The sequence below is a fragment of the Ruegeria sp. HKCCD7628 genome, from assembly GCF_057221005.1.
This window is the reverse complement of the sequence record NZ_JBWVBA010000001.1, coordinates 54,488-73,440: the sequence shown is the minus strand read 5'-3', so window position 1 is coordinate 73,440 and position 18,953 is coordinate 54,488. Positions and strand designations below refer to the sequence as shown.

Genomic DNA, 18,953 nt, shown 5'->3' with positions numbered 1-18,953 from the left:
GTGCTTTCTTTAATTGCATATTAGGTCATAAACTATGACCTGTATAGGGATTTTCCCATAAAACATAAGGATTTCACCGTTTGAATGTAGAAGTTGTTACCTATTTCATATAGGCGTTCCGAAGGATAACGAAAGTTGCGGCGATGGATTGGGATAAGCTTAGGATATTTCACGCGGTTGCAGATGCGGGCAGCCTGACCCATGCGGGCGATAGGCTGAACCTGTCGCAATCCGCCGTCAGTCGACAAATCCGAGCGCTGGAAGAGTCTCTTGATTCGACTCTTTTTCATCGCCACGCGCGTGGTCTGATCCTGACCGAACAGGGTGAGTTGTTGTTTGACGCCACCTCGGCCATGTCTAAACGCCTGGACGCAGCGGCAGCGCGCATTCGCGACAGCGAAGAAGAAGTCTTTGGTGTTCTTCGCGTCACCACAACTTTCGGTTTTGGAACCCTATGGTTGGCCCCGCGTCTGCCAAAGCTGTACGAACAGTATCCCGACCTCAACATTGACCTGATGTTGGAAGAGCGGGTTCTGGATCTTCCTATGCGCGAAGCCGACGTGGCCATTCGGATGAAAGAACCCAGCCAGGCAGATCTGGTGCGCAAAAGACTGATGACAGTTCAGATGCAGCTATACGCGACACAGGAGTACATTGAGGAAAACGGCACCCCTCAAACGTTGGAAGACATTTCCAACCATCGACTGATCTGCCAGACCCCCGCTGCCCCACAAGCTGGGGCAAGCGCTGCCATGGTGCGGCATCTTATGACTTATAATCCGGGGTCCTTGCTAACGGTGAACAACTATTTCGGTGTTCTACAAGGCGTACTGCACAATTTGGGCATCGGCGTGTTGCCAGACTACGTGACACAAGATTTCCCCCACCTCGTTCCGCTTCTGGCAGATATCGAAACTGCGGATGTCCCCGTTTATCTCGCCTACCCAGAAGAACTGCGGCACTCCAAGCGCGTGGCCGCGTTCCGCGATTTCGTTCAGGACGAAATTATTGCGCAACGTAAACAGTTGAAGCAGTTGGGAAAGCTGTAGCTATGCGCCTTAAGCATAGCGGGCATGATCACTCAACAGCATGAAACATCTTGATCGTTCATAAACTGATCCCTAAATGAGCACTCGAAGACGGTGATGCTGAAACGCTCATCATCTTCATACCTCCCTGTTGGACTACGGCCGAGCTTAGTGCTCGGCCTTTTTTTGTTCGAACTTTAGATTTTCGCACGCCACAGGGGAAACATCTGGGAAAATCTGACACTTATCCCTATTATCACGAAAAAATCATCAAGACGTGAGTTCGAGGACAGATTCGATGTTTCACCCCATTCGCCTCATTTTGGCGATCATTTCCGTCATTTGCCTGTCGGGGCCAGTGCTGTCACAAGAAAGCAGTACAACCAGTCCGACTACGCCTATCGCTATTCCCGAAGACCTCACACCTGAACAGGTGGATGATCTGGTCGCGCGGATGTCTGACGACCAGGTTCGCGCCATTTTGCTGGACCGGCTGGACGCCGTAGCAGAGGAACGCGCCGCCGAGGCCGCTGACCGCGAAGACCCCATCAAGGAATTAAATGCCATCTGGGAGGCAATGGTTGCCTCGTGGACGCATGTGTTGACGACCATTCCGAACCTGATCAGCGCTCAGGTTCATGCTACCGAGAACTTTATCGGCACATTTGGTTCAACAGGCGCCCTGACCCTGATGGGTATTGTTCTTAGCGTATTGGTCGTTGGTTTCATTGCTGAAAAGCTGTTCTACCTTTTGACGCGAAAATGGCACGAAAAGTCGGGCATGCACCAAGACAACGACCTGCGGGGAGCTGTTCGTTTTCTATTCCGCCGCTTTTGCCGAGAAATCGCCGGACTGGTAGTGTTTTACGTAGTCATCCGAGCAGTTGGGCGTGGATTGATGACGCCAGAACAGATCACTTATGCCGCACCTTTCGTCTTCTATCTGATCTGGGTTCCCCGTCTAGGTGCTGCTGCGTCGCGTTTCGTACTGGCGCCCAACCAGCCGCATTACCGACTGGTCAACATTGACGATCATTGGGCAAAGTTCCTGCACCGCAACCTGATTGGGTTGCTGATCCTGATCGGTTTGACGCTGTTTACAGTGCACTTCAACGCGCTTAACGGCATCACCCCCGGCGAAACCCGTATCGGTTTCTGGCTGAACGCAGGCATTCACATCTATATTGGTGTCATCGCCTGGAAAGCTCGCGAAGGCCTGACGCAGATGATGCTGGGCACTGACCCGGATCACACCAAGTTTGACGAGGAAGTTGCCTACTATTACCCCTATTTCGCCATTGGCGTTTCAGCGGTGATCTGGCTGCTGGTTGAATTCCTAGCCGCACAGCGAGATCCAGTTCTTCGATCGCTGTTGCTGCAAGGTGCGCATTTCACCACTATGTTCTGGCTGCTGATAGCGCCCGCACTGGATACGCTGATCCGCGGTCTGGTGCGTCACTTGCAACCTCCGATGCTAGGTGAAGGTCCGGTGGCCGAACGCGCGTATAAATCGACCAAGCGCAGCTACATCCGTATCGGGCGCGTTTTGGCCGGTATTCTGGTCATCTTGATGATTTCACGCGCGTGGGATCTGAACCTTCAGGAAATCGCTGGTGGCGGAGATGAGTCCGGCAGCAAACTGGTGCAGTTTTTCATTATTATCGCCATCGGCTATATACTTAATGAGATCATATCGCTGTGGATCAACCGCCGTCTGGCCAAAGAACACACCGCCAATGGCCAAAGTCCTGATGAAGAGGCTGGCGAAGGTGGCGGTGCCGGTGGCTCGCGTCTGGCGACGGTGCTGCCGCTGCTACGAGTCACCGCGCAGGTCGCGATTGCAGTGATCTTTGTGTTGTTGGCGTTGGGCGCGTTGGGCATCAACATCACACCACTGCTGGCCGGTGCTGGTGTTCTGGGTCTGGCCATCGGCTTTGGGGCACAGAAGCTGGTAGCAGATATCGTTGGTGGGATTTTCTTCCTGGTCGATGACGCTTTCCGTGTGGGCGAATACGTCGATGTGGGCGGCACCACCGGCACGGTCGAAAAGATCTCGATCCGGTCCATGCAGCTGCGTCACCACCGAGGCCCAGTCCACACCATCCCCTATGGTGAGATCCAGAAGCTGACCAACTACAGCCGTGACTGGGTCATCATGAAGCTGAAATTCACCGTGCCTTTCGATACTGATCCCAACAAGGTCAAGAAGATCTTCAAGAAGATCGGAGCCGAGATGATGGCCGACGAAACCCATAAAGACGGGTTCCTGCAGCCCTTCAAATCACAAGGCGTATTCGATTTCGACGATGTGGGCATGATCATCAGGGGCAAGTTTATGGCCAAACCAGGCAAGCAGTTCACGCTGCGCAAAGAAATCTTCAACCGGGTGAAGGCCTCGTTCAAGGAAAACGGCATCGACTTTGCCCGCCGTGAGGTGCGTGTTGCCATTCCGGGCCTGGAAGACGCCGACCACCTGACTGAAGAGCAGAAGGCCGCCGTTGGCGCCGCGGCTGCCGACGCAGCGAACCAACAGCAGAACCCGGCCTAAGCCAAAACCTGACTGCAAAATAGGCGGAACCGGCCTCTGGTCGGTTCCGTTTTACTTTGGCGCGTAACGCCTGCGCTGACTTGACCCTTCCCACGGGCGCATCCTTGCCCTACAAGGCGCGCAATCTCGGCCCATTTGGACACAGGACAGAAGATGCAAGAGCCCGCAATCACACCCGATCTGATCGCCGCACACGGGCTGAAGCCCGATGAATATGACATGATCCTCGAGATCATCGGGCGCGAGCCGACCTTCACCGAACTGGGCATCTTCTCGGCCATGTGGAACGAGCATTGCTCGTACAAGTCCTCCAAGAAATGGTTGCGCACCCTGCCCACCTCTGGTCCGCAGGTGATCTGCGGTCCGGGTGAAAATGCGGGTGTGGTCGATATCGGCGACGGTCAGGCCGTGGTGTTCAAGATGGAAAGCCACAACCACCCCTCGTATATCGAACCCTATCAGGGCGCGGCGACCGGCGTGGGCGGCATCCTGCGTGACGTCTTCACCATGGGCGCGCGGCCCATCGCGTCGATGAACGCCCTGTCCTTTGGCGAACCTGCACACCACAAGACCCGCCAGCTTGTGAATGGCGTGGTTGAAGGTATCGGCGGTTATGGCAACTGCTTCGGTGTGCCCTGCGTGGGTGGCGAAGTGCGGTTCCACCCCGCCTATAACGGCAACTGCCTTGTGAACGCCTTTGCTGCCGGTCTGGCCGACAGCGACAAGATTTTCTACTCAGCCGCGTCTGGCGTCGGTATGCCCGTCGTTTATCTGGGTGCCAAAACCGGCCGTGATGGTGTTGGTGGTGCGACCATGGCCTCAGCCGAATTCGACGATAAAATCGAAGAAAAACGCCCCACCGTTCAGGTCGGCGACCCCTTCACCGAAAAGCGCCTGATGGAGGCGACGCTGGAACTGATGCAGACTGGTGCTGTGATCTCGATTCAGGATATGGGTGCAGCTGGCCTGACCTGTTCCGCCGTAGAAATGGGCGACAAGGGCGGCCTTGGCGTGCGTCTGGATCTGGAAAACGTACCCCAGCGCGAAGAAAACATGACCGCCTATGAGATGATGCTGTCGGAATCTCAGGAACGGATGCTGATGGTCCTAAAGCCCGAGCTGGAAGCCGAGGCCCGCGCCGTGTTCGAGAAATGGGATCTGGACTTTGCCATCGTCGGCGAAACGATTGCCGAGGACCGTTTCCTCATCGTCCACAATGGTGAGGTCAAAGCCGATCTGGTGTTGTCGAAACTGTCCTCGACCGCGCCGGAATATGACCGCCCGTGGGTCGAAACACCTGCGGCCGAGGAATTGGCCGAGGTCCCTCAGATCGACCCGATTGACGGTCTGCGCGCCCTGCTCGCCTCGCCCAACTATGCAGGCAAGCAATGGGTGTACGAACAGTACGACACAATGGTGATGGCCGACACCGCCCGCACCCCCGGCCTCGGCGCGGGCATGGTTCGCGTGCATGGAACTGACAAGGCGCTAGCCTTCACCAGCGACGTGACGCCGCGTTACGTGCGCGCCAACCCGATTGAGGGCGGCAAGCAGGCAGTGGCCGAAGCCTATCGCAATCTGACCTCCGTTGGGGCCACTCCGCTGGCGACCACCGACAACCTGAATTTCGGCAACCCCGAAAAGCCCGAGATCATGGGCCAGTTCGTCGGCGCGATCAAAGGCATTGGCGAGGCTGTCGCCGCGCTGGATATGCCGATCGTATCGGGCAACGTCTCGCTCTATAACGAGACCGACGGCCAGGCGATCCTGCCGACCCCCACCATCGGCGCGGTTGGTCTGCTAAACCACACTGATGAGATTATCGGCAATGAGGTTCGCGAAGGCCATGTTGCGCTGGTCATCGGCGAAACCAAAGGCCATCTGGGTCAATCCGCCCTGCTTGCTGAGGTGTTCAACCGCGAAGACGGTGACGCGCCCCATGTCGATCTGGACGCCGAAAAACGCAACGGCGACTTTATCCGCGCCAACCGCGAGATGATCAAAGCCTGCACCGATCTGGGCGACGGCGGCCTTGCGCTGGCCGCGTTCGAACTGGCCGAGGCGGCTGGCGTGGGGGTCTGCCTCGATGATGCTTCGACCGAGTTCCTGTTCGGCGAGGATCAGGCGCGCTATCTGGTCGCCTGTAACTTTGATCAGGCCGAGGCACTGATGATCGCCGCCGGTCAAGCAGGTGTTCCGCTGGTCTCGGTTGGTCGTTTCACCGGCGAGACAGTCAAGATCGGAGGATCCGAGGCCGCTCTGAACGAATTGACCGCCACCTTCCGCAGCAGCTTTGCCGACGCTGTGGCCTGATATCGCCTTCGCAAACCAAGATGAAACCCGCGCTTGGACCGGCGCGGGTTTTGTCGTCTCAGGACCACTTGCGCGCCCCGCTTTGGCGCTCTACATCTTGGGAAAGACCTTCAGGAGTGACCTACATGCCGATGAGCGCCCACGAAATCGAACACCTGCTGCGCGAAGCCTTTCCCGATGCGGAAATTCAGGTCGGCGGCAGCGACGGCGTGCATATGTCAGCCATGGTCGTGGACGAAAGCTTTCGCGGCAAAAACCGGGTTCAACAACAGCGGGCGGTCTATGCGGCCTTGAAAGGTAAGATGGACGGCCCAGATGGAGAGTTGCACGCGCTGGCGCTGACTACAAAAGTGCCGGAGTAACATGGAGCATTTGATCGCACTCACAATTGCGATTTCTGTCTTTGTCCTGCTAATCGGACTGTTAGCGTGGAACCACTCAAAGACCGGCCGCAAAACAGGACGAGGATCTCTGCCTGCGCAGGACAAACACATTCTGCACTCGTCTTACAAGTCGCATGACGGTGCAATTCGTTCAACGCAGACCCATATTCCAAAAGACCCCCAAGACTTCGCCAAAGCGATGATGCCGAAGAGCAAAGGAAACGCGAAATGACTGACGTGAAAACCCAGATCGACGAAACCGTCAAAGCCAACGATGTGGTGCTTTATATGAAGGGCACCAAGGAAATGCCTCAGTGTGGGTTTTCGTCCCGCGTGGCTGGTGTGCTGAACTATATGGGCGTCGACTATGCCGACGTGAACGTTCTAGCGGATGAAGAGGTCCGTCAGGGCATCAAGGATTATTCCGACTGGCCGACCGTGCCGCAGCTTTACGTCAAAGGCGAATTCGTCGGCGGTTGCGACATCATCACCGAGATGACCCTGTCGGGTGAGCTGGACACGCTGTTTGATGACAACGGCGTTGGTTACAACAAAGAAGCCGCCGACAAGATCCGCGAAGCAAACGCCTGATCACCGGCTGGAGCAATTCTCTAATATAACCTGCTCGCTGGCGGCATCCCCTGTCGCCAGAAAGCTGACCGTTGCATCCCAACCTTTAGACCGCAGAATATAGGTGCCGCCGTTGCCTTCGGATCTGTACTGGATTCCCGATCCACTTATACTCTGCTCTAACGCGATCAGTTGATTGTCGACCAGCATGGCCGCGGCGCTCGAGCCGTCCGAGGCATTAAAGAACACCACCTCAAGCGGAACGGCATTGTCGCAGGTGAAGGTAACAGGGAGAACGTCGAGTTCCGCCCAAGCGGTGTTTCCCAACACCGTCGCCACGAAAACAGCAGATATCCGACGCAACATCATCCCGCAGTCTTTTCTTCCACAACCGAGGCAAGCGCTTCGGCCCGAGCCGCCAATTCAGCTAGCGTGTCTGTCACGGAAGGCGGCACAACCGCTACCTCGACCCTTTCGGGTTCAGGCTGCGGTTTGTTGCGCAAAGCCTGAATTTCGGCCTCGGCCTCGGCCAATTTTGCTTGCAGGGAACTAATCTGATCTTCCGACGCGGCCGTTTTGTCAGCAAGCATGAGGCCGGCCATCAGCAGCATTCTGGACTCGGGCATTCGTCCTATTTGATCAGAAAGAACCTGTGCTTCGTCGTCCAACATCTTAGCGGCGGCTTGCAGGAACACTTCTTCCCCGTCCTGACATGAGACGTCAAAACCCCGCCCACCGATTTGAATGGTTACCTCGGGCATTACTCCACCTCTCCTTCAGCCAGCTTGGCTTGCGACAAAAGCGGCTCCAGTCGCGCCAGCACAGCATGCGCTTCGGCCGCGTCCGTGGCCTGAGCGGCTCGGGTCGCTTCCAGTTCGGCTACTGTTGCGCGGTTTAGAAGTTCGGCATCCGGCAAACCGCCCTCGGACGCAACGCGCAGTTCATCGACCGAATTGCGCAACTGTTCATTAGCCTTGCGCATACGCTGCAGATCGTCATCCAAACGGGACATAGCCGCGCCATGACTACTGCGTTCAGCGCGCAACATCTCAAGCTCGGCACTTAACTCAGCGACCCGCTCGCTATCAGCCAGTTCCGATTTCAAACGCGCATTCTCGGCCTTCAACCGATCGTTCTCCGCCTTCAAAACGGCAAGCTCGTCCTGATCTTCCAGGGCCGCTTTGGCGTCCGCAAGCTCTGCACGGGCGGCTTCCACCGCGGCCAGTTTCGCGGTTGCTTCAGCCAATTGCTCGCGCAAAGCTCCATTTTCTGGGTGTTCAGCAGGAACCGAACGCAAGCTCTCCATATCGGCGCGCATTGCGTCGACTTCCTGTTCATGACGTTGCTTGAGGGCTCTAAGACGCTCTTCCAATTGCGCATTTGCTACACGTTCGTCATCCAGCGCGGCACGCAACGTTTCATCTTGCGCGCGCGAAGGTTCTGACATTGCACCAATGGCGTCCACGCTTGCACCGATACGTTCCATCGCGACAACAATACGGCGCTGTAATTCTTCGATCTGGCTCATGCCCCTGCCACCTCTTCATCAAGGTTCCGTGTGCTGCGGTTCATCCGAATCAACTTAATTCACGAATTGGTCTAGTCTAACCGAATGGCGCGGAAAATACCCACTGTTTGCTTTCAAATACTTGAGCCGCGTTCTTGAAGCAGTTCGCCCTTGTAACCCCCGGTTCTGCTTGCACTTTGAGGACTGAGTGGTATTCAGCGCGCAATCTGCCTGTAATCCAAAGGAATAACGCCCGTGGACCTGACTGCGCTGCGCAATGCAAACCCCGAACATTGGGACAAGGCTGCGGCCATCCGCACATTGACCCTTGATGCCGTCGCCGCCGCCAATTCCGGCCATTCCGGCATGCCGATGGGCATGGCCGACGTCGCGACCGTGCTGTTCGAAAAGCACCTGAAATTTGACGCCTCGGCGCCGAACTGGCCCGATCGCGACCGGTTTATCCTGTCTGCAGGTCACGGCTCGATGCTGATCTATTCCTTGCTCTATCTCACAGGCCACGCTGACGTCACTCTGGACGAGATCAAAAACTTCCGCCAGCTGGGCGCAAAAACCGCGGGCCACCCCGAGAACTTCTTGGTCAATGGCATCGAGACCACCACCGGCCCATTGGGTCAGGGCATCTCGAACGCTGTAGGCTTTGCAATGGCCGAGGAAATCCAGCGCGCGCAATACGGTAAGAAGGTCGTTGACCACTATACCTATGTGATCGCGGGCGACGGCTGCCTGATGGAAGGGGTCAGCCAAGAAGCCATCACCCTTGCCGGACGTCATGAGCTGAGCAAGCTGATTGTTTTCTGGGACAACAACAACATCACCATCGACGGCACCGTGGACATCGCAGACCGCACCGATCAGGTGCGCCGTTTCGCGGCCTCAGGCTGGCATGTGATCGAGATTGACGGACACGATCCGCAGGCCATCGACGCGGCCATTGTGCAGGCGAAAAAGTCGAACAAGCCGACCATGATTGCCTGCGAAAGCCACATCGCATTGGGTCACGCAGCGCAGGACACTTCGAAAGGCCACGGTGCGCTGACCGATCAGGATCAGTTGAAAGCCGCCAAAGAAGGCTATGGCTGGCCGCATGGCGCGTTTGAAATCCCCGCCGATGTGAAATCCGCATGGGAAGCCATCGGTGCACGCGGTGCCGCAGAGCGCGCGGCATGGGAAGACCGTTTCGCACAAATCTCGGAACGCAAGCAGGCAGATTTCAACCGCGCCTACGCATTTGAAGCGCCCAAGAAACTGGCCGGCGCGATCCGCGCGTTCAAGAAACAAGCCTCAGAAGACCAACCGAAACTGGCCACCCGCGCCTCATCGGAGAAAGTTCTGAACGTCGTCAACCCGATCCTGACCGAGACCGTGGGCGGTTCGGCCGACCTGACGGGCTCGAACAACACCAAATCTGCTGACATGGGCGTGTTCCTGCCGGAAAATCGCAAGGGCCGTTACATCCACTACGGTATACGTGAACACGGCATGGCCGCTGCGATGAACGGCATGGCGCTACATGGTGGCATCCGCCCGTATGGCGGCACGTTCATGGCCTTCACCGACTATGCGCGTCCGTCGATGCGTCTGGCAGCGTTGATGAAAATCCCTTCGGTCTTCGTGATGACTCACGATTCGATCGGTCTGGGCGAAGACGGCCCGACCCACCAGCCGGTCGAACATCTGGCCATCAGCCGCGCGACGCCCAACACCTATGTGTTCCGCCCCGCCGACACGGTTGAAACAGCAGAAGCCTGGGAACTGGCGCTGACCTTCAAGGAAAGCCCCTCGGTCTTGTCGCTGACTCGTCAGGGCGTACCGACCGTGCGAAAGGATCACAAAACCAAGAACCTGTCCGCGCAAGGCGCCTATGTTCTGGCCGAGGCCGAGGGCAAACGTCAGGCCATCCTGATTGCCACCGGCTCTGAAGTGTCGCTGGCGATGGAAGCCAAGGCGATGCTTGAGGCCGAAGGCATCGGCACCCGTGTCGTCTCCATGCCCTGTATGGAGCTGTTCGCCGAGCAGGACGAAGCCTATCGCAAGCGCGTGCTGCCCGCTGGTGCCGTCCGCGTCGGCATCGAGGCCGCTGTGCGCGCCGGTGGCTGGGATCGCTGGCTGCTGGGCGAGCGTGGCCGTGAAGCCAAAGCCGGGTTCATCGGCATGTCGGGCTTTGGTGCGTCGGCCCCTGCGGGTGAGCTGTATAAGCATTTCGGCATCACTGCCGAGGCCGCCGTTGCCAAAGTCAAGGAACTGCTGGGTTAAATCCCGACATCAGTCCATAGGAAACAGGCGGTCCGCATGGGCCGCCTTTTTTGCGCCCCACCCTCACAGACTGGTGAGTCGTCGTGATCCCACCTGCCCTATTTCGTAGGCCGTAACGTCTTAAGTGCTGGAGGCAATGCAGTTACAGGGAAGTTTAGAAATGAAGAAACACGCCGTACTGAGCGCCATAGCAGTGATCCTGGCTGCCCCAGCATTCGCGGGGGATTTCGCCAGCAAGGAAGAAATTCAAAAAACGATGGCCGACCACACCTATGCAGGCGGTATGCTGTCAGGCGCGTTTACAGAGTATTATGCAGCCGACGGTACCATCAAAGGCGAAGGCTATTCGGGCAAGTGGGAAGCAACAGATAATGGGATGTGCTTTCAGTATGGCGATGATCCCAAAAACTGCTGGGATCTGAAAATTGACGGAGCCGCCGTTACCCTGGTCAAAGATGGTAAGATTGACGGGTCTGGCGTCGTGGTAAAAGGCAACACTAACGGGTTCTAACTCCAATCCGCGCCGCCGAAACTGCGGCGCGGATTTTATTGTTCAGTGGGATTTTAACAGTTTCGTCGCCGGTGGGATTAGTACCATCCCCCAAGCCAGTCCGAATACTCCGTCCATGGCGGCCTTGACGATCCACTCGACTGCGCCTTCATATTGCGCCGAAACCATATGGCCGACCGCATAAGCCCAGTCGTGAATGTGGTGGCCCAGCCAGCCAAAGCCCAAAACCTCGAGCCCGTGGATGATGATCGACCCGCCGACCCACAGCATCGCGGCGGTCCCGACGATAGAGAGTACTTTCATTACAATCGGCATGGCTCTGACCAAGCCTCGCCCGGTTCCGCGCCCGATCGGGGTTGGTGCGTTCTGCGCCAGAAACAGGCCCACATCGTCCATCTTCACGATCAACGCCACCGAGCCATAGACCGCCACCGTCACACCTATCCCGACGACAGCCAACGTTGCCGCCTGCATCCAGATGTTCGGCGCCTCGATGGCGGCAAGCGCGATGGTCATGATTTCGGCTGACAGGATGAAATCGGTCTTTATTGCACCTTTGACTTTTTGCTCTTCCAGATGGCCCGGATCACGGATTTTCATATCCTCGTCGATGACGTGGCTGCCATGGGGGAAGAGGACATGGAAAATTTTCTCAGCCCCCTCGAAACATAAATATGATCCGCCCAGCATCAGCAAAGGCGTGATCAGCCAAGGTGCGAAATTAGCCAGCCACAGCGCAACGGGCAGCAGCAGCACGATCTTGTTGAAAACCGACCCGCGCGCGATGCGCCAGATGATAGGCAACTCGCGCGCCGGGGCGAAACCTTGCACGTATTTCGGCGTCACGGCTGCATCGTCAATGATTACACCCGCCGTTTTGGCCCCCGCCTTGCCAGCCGCTGCAACAACATCATCAACCGACGATGCCGCAACTTTTGCAATTCCGGCAACATCGTCCAGCAATGCCAAAAGACCGCTCATGCCTAGTTCCTTCCTGTAACCAGCCGCAGGTGGACCCTACCTGATCTTTCAGCTAGCGCAAGCGTTAGCGATACCGGCCAAGGTTTGCGCTAACACGTTAAAAATATGTCACTTTTACTCTTTTGAGAACGCGCTAGGGCCGCTATATCGCCTGCAACGCAAGCGCATTTTGGAGACGTCATATGACCATCAAGGTCGGCATCAATGGTTTTGGCCGTATCGGCCGCTGCACCCTGTCACACATCGCGGCATCAGCGCGCAACGACATCGAAGTGATCAAGGTCAACGCAACCGGCCCGCTGGAAACCACGGCGCATCTGCTGAAATATGACAGCGTCCACGGGCGCTTCCCCCGCGACGTCTCGATCGAGGGCAACACCATGGATCTGGGCCGCGGCCCCATGGAGATGTTCTCGACCTACGACATGAACGACCTGGACTGGGAAGGCTGCGACGTCGTTCTGGAGTGCACCGGCAAATTCAATGACGGCCTGAAAGCCAAGACGCATCTTGAGCGTGGCGCGCAAAAGGTTCTGCTGTCCGCACCGGGCAAGAATGTAGATAAAACCATCGTCTATGGCGTGAATCACAACAGTCTGGCTGCTGACGATAAAATGGTCTCGAACGGGTCTTGCACCACGAACTGCCTTGCTCCGCTTGCCAAGGTTCTGGACGAAGGCGTCGGGATCGAACATGGCATCATGACCACGATCCACGCCTATACTGGCGACCAGCCTACGCTGGACCGTCGCCACAGCGACCTGTACCGCGCTCGCGCTGCCGCTATGTCGATGATCCCGACTTCTACCGGTGCTGCCAAGGCGCTGGGTGAGGTTCTGCCGAACCTCAAAGGTCGTCTGGATGGCTCGGCAATCCGGGTTCCGACCCCGAATGTATCCGCTGTTGACCTAACATTCCGCGCCGGTCGCGATGTGACTGTGGATGAGGTGAACGCGATTGTCCGTGAAGCCTCGCAAGGTCACATGCAGCGCGTTCTGGGTTACGAACCTGCTCCACTGGTCTCGACAGATTTCAACCACACCGAGGAAAGCTCGATCTTCGCTCCGGACCAGACCCGTGTTGTCAATGACCGCATGGTGCGCGTTCTGGCATGGTACGACAACGAATGGGCCTTCTCAGTTCGCATGGCCGATGTTGCTGTGGCAATGGGTCGCCTTAACTAAGACCCGTTTGAATTCTTGAACCTTTTTGCCCGCTCAGGTTATCTGGGCGGGCATTTCTGTTCGGGGCCTTGATGACCAATCAAATCGCTATCTGGCTGGGTTTTTTGATTCTGGGCATCATGATTGCCGATGTCGCTGTCTATGGAACCGAGCATCTGCTTTTCCTGGGCAAAAAACTCTACGACTTTTTGGATTGGATCGCATTCTGGCGATGAGTTAGGTTTTGCTTGACTTTTTGACCAATTTAGCTTTGTTAGCGCTAACCTTTTATTGGACGACACGCGACGGAGCGGATCATGACACTAAAGCTTGCAATCAATGGATTTGGACGGATCGGACGTGGCGTCTTGCGCGCCGTGATGGAAAGTGGCCGGACAGACGTTGAAATCGTCGCGATCAATGATCTCGCCAAACCCGAGATGAACGCCCACATGTTTGAATTCGACAGCGTCCATGGCCGGTATTTCAAACCTGTAAAGCTCACCGAAGCTGGCTTGGATGTGGGCGCTGGCCCTATTCGCCTGACAAGCGAGCGTGAGCCTGAAAAACTGGACTGGTCAGATATTGATGTCGTGTTGGAGTGCACTGGAGTGTTTCGCACGCGCGAAGCCGCAGCTCGTCATCTTGAAAACGGGGCAAGCAAGGTGCTGATTTCAGCCCCCGCACGCGGGGATGGCGGCGTCAAAACCGTAGTTTACGGAGTGAATGATCACGAACTGACAGCCGATGATATTATCGTGTCAAATGCATCATGCACGACGAACTGCCTTTCGCCAGTTGCAGCCGCGTTGGACGATGGCCTGGGAATTGTGCATGGCAACATGACAACCGTCCATGCTTATACCGCCAGCCAACCCGTCCATGATACCGCCGGCAAAGACCCCTACCTTTCCCGCGCTGCGGCATTATCGATGATTCCTACGACAACCGGCGCAGCCGCCGCAGTGGGCTTGGTGCTTCCACAACTTCAGGGGAAACTGACGGGACAAGCCATTAGGGTTCCAACCCCGAATGTTTCGGTTGTTGATCTTGTTGCCGAGGTTTCACGCCCAACGACGGAGGATGAGGTAAATGCCTTGTTTGTCGCTGCTGCCGAGAAGATTCCGGGTGTTCTGGCGGCTGAGAAACGCCCCTTGATATCGGTCGACTTCAATCACGATTCCCACAGCTCGACCGTGTCACTTGCAGAAACAAAGGTAACCGACGGGACATTGGTCCGGGTTCTGGCTTGGTATGACAACGAATGGGGTTTCTCGAACCGCATGCTGGATACTGCAAAGGCAATGGGTGCGTCAGCTTAAGCGGTTCTGTAAGGCTGTAGCAACACGGGGCGTAACGAATTTGGATACGTCCCCGCCCAGCCGTGAAATTTCCTTGACCAGCTTGGACGCGATCGCCTGATGGCGCGCCTCGGCCATCAGAAAGACCGTTTCGATCGAATCATCCAGCGCGCGATTCATTCCAACCATTTGAAATTCGTACTCAAAATCAGCCACGGCCCGCAATCCGCGCACAATGGTTTGCGCTCCAACGTCGCGTGCGCAATCGATCAGCAGGTTTTCGAAGGGATGCGCGACAATCACTGTACCGGTCTGCTCGGATAGTTGGGCGCACTCGGCTTCGATCATCGATACGCGCTCTTCCAAAGAAAACAACGGGCCCTTGTCTCGGTTGATAGCCACACCAATCACAAGCTTGTCGACCATCGCAGCAGCGCGGCGAATAATGTCGATATGGCCCAGTGTGATCGGATCAAAAGTTCCGGGATATAATGCGACCCGCATCGCGCCCTCCTGCGCAATAAAATTTCGGCGCAAGCAAACACAACTCTGCCGCGGGTGCAATAGGGCGCTTTGGCCCTGTCTGAAATTAGTGGCCCATGATCATTGTCTGGAGCGCCTCTTTCTCCATCGCCAATTCCGAAAGCTGTGCTTTGACCACATCCCCAAGTGTTACGATACCGATCAGCTTCCCATCTTCGACGACAGGCATATGGCGGAAACGCCCTTCGGTCATGCGGCTGAGGACATCCTGAACCGAGTCCTGACGCGTCGCAGTTACAAGGTCGCTGGTCATGTAAGCGCTGACCGGTTTCGCCAGACAACCACTTCCACTTGCAGCCAACTCTCGCACGATGTCACGTTCCGACAAAATTCCAGATGCCGTTTCCCCCCCGTCTTCAGAGACCACAACCGTCCCGATCCGCTTTTCTGCAAGGATTTTTGCCGCATCGGACACAGTGAGATCGGGCGTAACCGTTTCGACCCCTTCCGTAGCCTTTGATTTCAGAATGGCCTGAACCAGCATGTGCGAAACCTCCGAAATAACTCGCTGTTTTACAAAGCGTTGCCGGAATGCCCATATGTGTCAAGGTGAAGCTTCAGCTTCCAGACGCACGACTTCCTCGCGGATTCCGGCAGTCAAAGCCTGTGCGAACCTGTTCAAGCGTTCATTTCGTTGATCGCCCTGATGTCGGATTAGAAAATACCTGCGGGTCAGACTAAGCTGATCCGTTAGGATTTTCCGCAGGTTTGGATGGAATGGCAGCGCAAAATCGTGCCCCACACAAACCCCTGACCCGAGCGATGCTTGCCCTAGCTGAACCGATATCGAATTCGATGCAAGGGCAACTCGTTCAACCCCGATATCGACCAGATAGTCGAGTTCCCGGTCAAAAATCATATCCGGGATATAGCCAATAAATCGATGCCTTCTAAGAGCTTCCAGGTTCTCAATTTTGGCTTGCGCATTCAGGTATTCCTGACTGGCAACCAGATGTAGCCGGTAGTCCGTGATCTTTTGCACCAGAAACCGACCAGCCGTGGGCGCGCTGACCGTTATGGCCATATCCGCCTCACGGCGGGACAGGTTAATCACACGGGGCAAAGACAGAATCTGAATATCCAATTCGGGATTCGCGTCGCAGATTTTCGCGCAGACTTGTGGCAAAAGATACGTAGCGCAGCCATCCGGAGCACCGATCCTGATTTGGCCACTTAGTGTCTTGGATGATCCAGAGACAGAACCGGATGCGGCCCGCATGGCTTCTTCGGCCTTCAAGCCGTGATCAAGCAAGCGTTCCCCGATTGGCGTCAGAACATAACCTTGCTGCGACTTGGTAAACAAAGGCGCATCCAGCGATGCCTCAAGCCGTGCGACCCTGCGCCCTACCGTCGCCGGGTCGATCTTAAGACGCCGACCTGCGGCTGATAGACTTTCCTCACGCGCGACGGCCAAAAACACCCGCATGTCATCCCAGTTTGGAACCACCGCTCCTCCTTTTGCATTTTTGCAAAATATTTTTGAATTATTGCCTCTGTTCACGCGATTTATGCAAGCCTATTCTGCGCCGAAACAACCCGGAGGAATTCGCAATGACCGAACTGTCCCATTTCATCAACGGTGAGAATGTCGCCGGCACATCCGGTCGCTTTGACGATGTGTTCAACCCGGCCACTGGTGAAGTTCAATACAAATGCCCGATGGCCAGCGCTGCCGAAACCACAGCCGCCATCGAAAGCGCAGCTGCAGCGCAACCCGCTTGGGGCGCAACCAACCCACAAAAACGCGCGCGCGTGATGATGGCCATGGTTGGGCTGATCAACCGTGACATGGACAAGCTGGCCGAAGTCCTAAGCCGCGAGCACGGCAAGACTATTCCGGACGCCAAGGGCGACCTGCAACGCGGTTTGGAAGTGATCGAATACTGTGTCGGTGCCCCACATATGCTGAAGGGTGAGTACACAGACAGCGCCGGCCCCGGCATTGACATCTATTCGATGCGTCAGCCCCTTGGCGTCGTGGCTTCGATCATGCCGTTCAATTTCCCGGCCATGATGCCTTTGTGGCACGTTGGCCCCGCGCTGGCGTGCGGCAACGCCATTGTTCTGAAACCTTCAGAACGTGATCCGTCGGTCCCGTTGATGCTGGCCGAGCTGTTCATCGAAGCGGGTCTTCCGAAAGGTGTGTTCCAGGTTGTGAATGGCGACAAGGAAGCAGTCGACACCCTTCTGGACAGCGAGATCATCCAAGGTGTTTCGTTTGTGGGTTCGACTCCGATTGCGCAGTATATCTACAGCCGCGCCTCTGCGAATGGTAAGCGTGCGCAGTGTTTCGGTGGGGCCAAGAACCACATGATCGTCATGCCCGATGCCGATATGGATAAGGCTGCCGACGCGCTTGTTGGCGCCGGTTTCGGTGCCGCTGGCGAACGCTGCATGGCCGTTTCGGTTGCTGTTCCGGTCGGTGACGACACTGCAGACGCGCTTGTCGAAAAGCTGATCCCGCGCATCGAGAAACTGAAGGTCGGTCCCTATACGGCAGGTGACGACGTGGATATGGGCCCCGTCGTGACGGCCGCCGCAAAAGAACGCATTCTGGGTCTGATCAACTCTGGCGTGGAACAAGGTGCCAAGTTGGTCGTCGACAACCGTGATTTCAGCCTGCAAGGCTATGAAGATGGGTTCTTTGTTGGCCCGCACCTGTTCGATCACGTGACGCCGGAAATGGATATCTACAAGCAAGAGATCTTCGGCCCGGTTTTGTCCACCGTGCGTGCAGGTTCGTACGAAGAGGCGATTGGTCTGGCAATGGACCACGAATACGGCAACGGTACTGCAATCTTCACGCGTGATGGTGACACTGCACGTGACTTTGCCAGCCGGATCAACATCGGCATGGTCGGCGTCAACGTTCCGATCCCGGTGCCGTTGGCCTACCACACCTTTGGCGGCTGGAAGAAATCCATGTTCGGTGATCTGAACCAGCACGGCCCTGACAGCTTCAAATTCTACACCCGCACCAAAACCGTCACGGCCCGCTGGCCGTCGGGCATCAAAGAAGGTGGCGAGTTTAACTTCAAAGCGATGGACTAAGTCACCTGCCTACGAAACCGGCCCCAAGCGGGCCGGTTTTTTAACGCTTCACGATAAATTCAGACCTCTATATCTGGAAAAACCCGATCAACAGGAATACTTTCAACACAAACTATTGTTTGAGCAGTTCCTGATCCGGAGGCAAAATTGTCGAAATCCAGAATGACCCGTCGCTCTGCGGTGCTGGGCGTAGCGACCCTAGTGGCCACACCTGCTTTGGTGCGCGCGCAAAGTTTGGATGCGTTCCCGCAAAACGAAGATGCAATCAGCACTCAGCTTCCGGTTCGTAGAAACGCCTCATCTTTTTCACAACAAAACTGGCAGGATCACTTCGATGAGCTCGGAGTAGGTGCATTGTTGGCGGATATCACAAGCCGCGCGGTGCACTACTGGGGGCCTGATGGGACTTACAAACTGTACCCCAGTTCGGTTCCCATGAGCGAAGAATTGACCAAGCGCGGCTATACCGAAGTCGTACGCAAGCGCGAAAATCCAAGCTGGACGCCTACCGCTTCGATGCGCGAGCGTGATCCTGATCTGCCTGTTCGAATGGAAGGCGGAGAACCGGGGAACCCACTTGGAACGCGCGCGATGTATTTGGGTTGGCCCGCCTATCTGGTACATGGCACCCATGATACGCGAAAGATTGGTCGACAAAGTTCGTCTGGTTGTATTGGCCTATACAATCAACATGTCGAAGAATTGTACCCTCTGGTCCAGGTCGGAACCCAAGTCCGTCTGGTCTGACAAAGAGCCCCGGACCGTCAAGGACCGGGG

The 18,953-nt window shown here is 56.3% G+C and carries 19 protein-coding genes; 12 read left to right on the top strand and 7 right to left on the bottom strand.

All coding sequences use genetic code 11. From position 1 onward, the window contains the following. Nucleotides 1–143 precede the first annotated feature (143 nt). From AC2TAD_RS00365 to grxD, 5 genes are all read left to right on the top strand, one after another. Nucleotides 144–1,049, top strand: a complete 906-nt coding sequence (locus tag AC2TAD_RS00365; protein WP_170354083.1) for a LysR family transcriptional regulator — start codon at nucleotides 144–146, stop codon at nucleotides 1,047–1,049. 277 nt (nucleotides 1,050–1,326) lie between these two features. Next, nucleotides 1,327–3,576, top strand: coding sequence for a mechanosensitive ion channel family protein (locus tag AC2TAD_RS00360; protein WP_480865454.1), 2,250 nt, complete (start codon nucleotides 1,327–1,329; stop codon nucleotides 3,574–3,576). A 153-nt stretch (nucleotides 3,577–3,729) separates the two neighbouring features. Continuing rightward, nucleotides 3,730–5,889 carry a phosphoribosylformylglycinamidine synthase subunit PurL gene (purL, locus tag AC2TAD_RS00355; protein WP_480865453.1) on the top strand — a complete coding sequence of 720 codons (2,160 nt, stop codon included), beginning with the start codon at nucleotides 3,730–3,732 and terminating at the stop codon, nucleotides 5,887–5,889. Nucleotides 5,890–6,014: 125 nt separating this feature from the next. Further along, nucleotides 6,015–6,251 (top strand): BolA/IbaG family iron-sulfur metabolism protein, encoded by a 237-nt coding sequence (locus AC2TAD_RS00350; protein WP_170354080.1) that lies wholly within the window; start codon nucleotides 6,015–6,017, stop codon nucleotides 6,249–6,251. Between the two features lie 249 nt (nucleotides 6,252–6,500). After that, on the top strand, nucleotides 6,501–6,863 hold the full coding sequence (grxD, locus tag AC2TAD_RS00345; protein ID WP_170354079.1) for a Grx4 family monothiol glutaredoxin: 363 nt from the start codon (nucleotides 6,501–6,503) through the stop codon (nucleotides 6,861–6,863). Here the strand turns inward: grxD and AC2TAD_RS00340 are convergent, their stop codons facing one another. Genes AC2TAD_RS00340 through AC2TAD_RS00330 form a run of 3 tightly spaced genes read right to left on the bottom strand, consistent with a single transcriptional unit; the run spans nucleotide 6,864 to nucleotide 8,370 of the window. After that, complete coding sequence (locus AC2TAD_RS00340) at nucleotides 6,864–7,211, bottom strand: MliC family protein (protein ID WP_170751063.1); 348 nt, start codon at nucleotides 7,209–7,211, stop codon at nucleotides 6,864–6,866. Next, nucleotides 7,208–7,603, bottom strand: a complete 396-nt coding sequence (locus AC2TAD_RS00335) for a cell division protein ZapA (RefSeq protein WP_170751061.1) — start codon at nucleotides 7,601–7,603, stop codon at nucleotides 7,208–7,210. The genes AC2TAD_RS00340 and AC2TAD_RS00335 overlap by 4 nt, the downstream gene beginning before the upstream one ends. Continuing rightward, a complete protein-coding gene (locus AC2TAD_RS00330; RefSeq protein ID WP_480865452.1) occupies nucleotides 7,603–8,370 on the bottom strand; it encodes a hypothetical protein in 768 nt (255 codons plus the stop codon). The genes AC2TAD_RS00335 and AC2TAD_RS00330 overlap by 1 nt, the downstream gene beginning before the upstream one ends. Before the next feature lie 234 nt (nucleotides 8,371–8,604). On the opposite strand from AC2TAD_RS00330, the gene tkt reads away from it, so the two are divergent. Next, the gene (gene tkt, locus AC2TAD_RS00325; RefSeq protein ID WP_480865451.1) at nucleotides 8,605–10,626 is read left to right on the top strand and encodes a transketolase; all 2,022 of its coding nucleotides are present in this window, start codon (nucleotides 8,605–8,607) and stop codon (nucleotides 10,624–10,626) included. A 160-nt stretch (nucleotides 10,627–10,786) separates the two neighbouring features. Next, entirely contained in the window at nucleotides 10,787–11,137 is a 351-nt protein-coding gene (locus AC2TAD_RS00320; protein ID WP_480865449.1) for a hypothetical protein, read from the top strand. A gap of 42 nt (nucleotides 11,138–11,179) precedes the next feature. Here AC2TAD_RS00320 and AC2TAD_RS00315 read toward each other — a convergent pair whose 3' ends face one another. Further along, a complete protein-coding gene (locus tag AC2TAD_RS00315; protein ID WP_480865447.1) occupies nucleotides 11,180–12,118 on the bottom strand; it encodes a DUF808 domain-containing protein in 939 nt (312 codons plus the stop codon). Between the two features lie 182 nt (nucleotides 12,119–12,300). Here AC2TAD_RS00315 and gap (AC2TAD_RS00310) point away from each other — a divergent pair, with 182 nt between their 5' ends. The 3 genes from gap (AC2TAD_RS00310) (at nucleotide 12,301) to gap (AC2TAD_RS00300) (ending at nucleotide 14,603) form a co-directional block, all read left to right on the top strand. Continuing rightward, nucleotides 12,301–13,302 (top strand): type I glyceraldehyde-3-phosphate dehydrogenase, encoded by a 1,002-nt coding sequence (gene gap / locus AC2TAD_RS00310; RefSeq protein ID WP_480865445.1) that lies wholly within the window; start codon nucleotides 12,301–12,303, stop codon nucleotides 13,300–13,302. Nucleotides 13,303–13,373: 71 nt separating this feature from the next. Then, nucleotides 13,374–13,517, top strand: coding sequence for a hypothetical protein (locus tag AC2TAD_RS00305; RefSeq protein WP_170354071.1), 144 nt, complete (start codon nucleotides 13,374–13,376; stop codon nucleotides 13,515–13,517). Between the two features lie 81 nt (nucleotides 13,518–13,598). Beyond that, nucleotides 13,599–14,603 carry a type I glyceraldehyde-3-phosphate dehydrogenase gene (gene gap / locus AC2TAD_RS00300; protein WP_480865444.1) on the top strand — a complete coding sequence of 335 codons (1,005 nt, stop codon included), beginning with the start codon at nucleotides 13,599–13,601 and terminating at the stop codon, nucleotides 14,601–14,603. On the opposite strand, the gene coaD is transcribed toward gap (AC2TAD_RS00300), so the two are convergent. The 3 genes from coaD to AC2TAD_RS00285 form a co-directional block, all read right to left on the bottom strand. Next, entirely contained in the window at nucleotides 14,595–15,086 is a 492-nt protein-coding gene (coaD, locus tag AC2TAD_RS00295) for a pantetheine-phosphate adenylyltransferase (protein WP_480865442.1), read from the bottom strand. The two genes, gap (AC2TAD_RS00300) and coaD, sit on opposite strands and share 9 nt — an antisense overlap. Before the next feature lie 85 nt (nucleotides 15,087–15,171). After that, the gene (locus AC2TAD_RS00290) at nucleotides 15,172–15,609 is read right to left on the bottom strand and encodes a CBS domain-containing protein (protein ID WP_170354068.1); all 438 of its coding nucleotides are present in this window, start codon (nucleotides 15,607–15,609) and stop codon (nucleotides 15,172–15,174) included. A 60-nt stretch (nucleotides 15,610–15,669) separates the two neighbouring features. Then, nucleotides 15,670–16,551, bottom strand: coding sequence for a LysR family transcriptional regulator (locus AC2TAD_RS00285; RefSeq protein WP_174821799.1), 882 nt, complete (start codon nucleotides 16,549–16,551; stop codon nucleotides 15,670–15,672). A gap of 125 nt (nucleotides 16,552–16,676) precedes the next feature. Here AC2TAD_RS00285 and AC2TAD_RS00280 point away from each other — a divergent pair, with 125 nt between their 5' ends. Both AC2TAD_RS00280 and AC2TAD_RS00275 read left to right on the top strand, forming a co-directional pair. Beyond that, complete coding sequence (locus tag AC2TAD_RS00280; protein ID WP_170354066.1) at nucleotides 16,677–18,176, top strand: CoA-acylating methylmalonate-semialdehyde dehydrogenase; 1,500 nt, start codon at nucleotides 16,677–16,679, stop codon at nucleotides 18,174–18,176. 162 nt (nucleotides 18,177–18,338) lie between these two features. Then, on the top strand, nucleotides 18,339–18,923 hold the full coding sequence (locus AC2TAD_RS00275; protein ID WP_480865439.1) for a L,D-transpeptidase: 585 nt from the start codon (nucleotides 18,339–18,341) through the stop codon (nucleotides 18,921–18,923). The last annotated feature ends 30 nt before the right edge of the window (nucleotides 18,924–18,953 follow it).